Source organism: Priestia sp. P5_B4 (assembly GCF_056400385.1).
Genome location: NZ_JBFULJ010000968.1, coordinates 1 through 1,359, shown reverse-complemented (window position 1 = coordinate 1,359; position 1,359 = coordinate 1). Strand labels below are relative to the sequence as shown.

The following is a 1,359-nucleotide window of genomic DNA, read 5'->3' as shown; positions in this document are numbered from 1 at the left end:
GATCAGTTCCTAACCAGTGATCACCGGTGGATTTTTGAAGCCGGTCTTGCATATTAACTTGTGTGGGATCCATCGGTGTTAGCTGACTTCCAAACAGACAAAATAAAATAAGCGCAATACCACACACGCTTATCACTACAAAAGGAAGCTGCGGCTTTTTCACGTTTTATCCCCTCCCTTTACGTAGAGCTGGGGATTTACATATTTGTAGCTCAAATCCACAAATGAATTAATTAAAACAACAAACAGGCCCATCCACAAAATATACCCTTGAATCACAGGATAATCACGATTCATAATCGCATCAATAACTAATTTTCCGATGCCAGGATAAGCAAATAGGACTTCAATGATGACCGTTCCTCCAAGCAAACTGCCTAAGCTCGTCCCTAAAATGGTAAGAATCGGCGTTAAGCTATACCGGAACGCGTGGAAAATAAAAATGCGGCTTTCACTGATTCCTCTTGCTCGAGCGGATCGTATAAAATCTTGTTTCAGTCCTTCTAGCAGACTAGCTCTAATCATTCGCATATACACAGCGGACATGGCAAAACCAAGCGTTAAAGAAGGCAGCACAAGATGAGCTGCTGTGCCTGTACCCATTGAAGGAAGCCATTGAAGACGTACAGAGAACAGCTGTATAAACAAAAGGCCGAGCCAAAAGCTTGGAATAGACGCTCCAATTAAGGAAATACTTCTGCTGAAATAATCAATCCACTTGTTCGGATACAGTGCTGACAGCGTGCCGAGTGGCACAGCTATTAACAGCATCACAACCAAAGATGCAGCCGTCAAGCGCAGCGTAGCCGGAAACTTTTCGGCTAATTCATCGATCACAGGCTCTTTTGTCATATACGAAGACCCTAAATCAAACTGAAAAAAGCGCTTCAGCCACTTTACATATTGAATATATACAGGTTCATTAAACCCTAGCTCTGTTCGCAAACTATTTATTTGTTCCTCAGAAACTGCCACGTCATCTGCGCGGAGCATTTGCTTAACTGGGTCTCCTGGAGCCAGCTTCATCAAAACAAAGCTGAGAAACGATAGGATAACTAAAAAAATGAGTAATTCTATTATTCTTTTACCAATTAATTTCATATCTATTTCACATCTAAATCCTTTGTTATCACATAGTATTCACTTTTAGTTGTGACCCAATTTTTCACATTGTCTCTATAGGCCACAAAATTATTCGGATGAACAATCGAAGAGTGGAGCGTTTCTTTTTCTGCTATTTCTCCGGCTTGTCTTGCTAACTCATTGCGCTGTTTTTGATCAACGGTTTGATTGAGTTTATTGATAATGGAAGTTAATGCTGGTTCATGAAAATGACCTACATTAAATGCTCCTCCCTCC

The 1,359-nt window shown here is 40.8% G+C and carries 1 protein-coding gene and 1 pseudogene; both read right to left on the bottom strand.

Annotated elements, in window-relative coordinates; genetic code table 11:
- Positions 1-159: 159 nt before the first annotated feature.
- Entirely contained in the window at positions 160-1,101 is a 942-nt protein-coding gene (nikB, locus tag AC1DRF_RS27945; protein WP_427076090.1) for a nickel ABC transporter permease, read from the bottom strand.
- Positions 1,102-1,103: 2 nt separating this feature from the next.
- Positions 1,104-1,359, bottom strand: a pseudogene (locus AC1DRF_RS27940) (nickel ABC transporter substrate-binding protein); the annotation flags it as partial.

What these genes read in the sequence shown, in the direction of transcription:
- nikB (WP_427076090.1), bottom strand. Translation starts at nt 1,101, where the DNA reads ATGAAATTAATTGGTAAAAGAATAATAGAATTACTCATTTTTTTAGTT.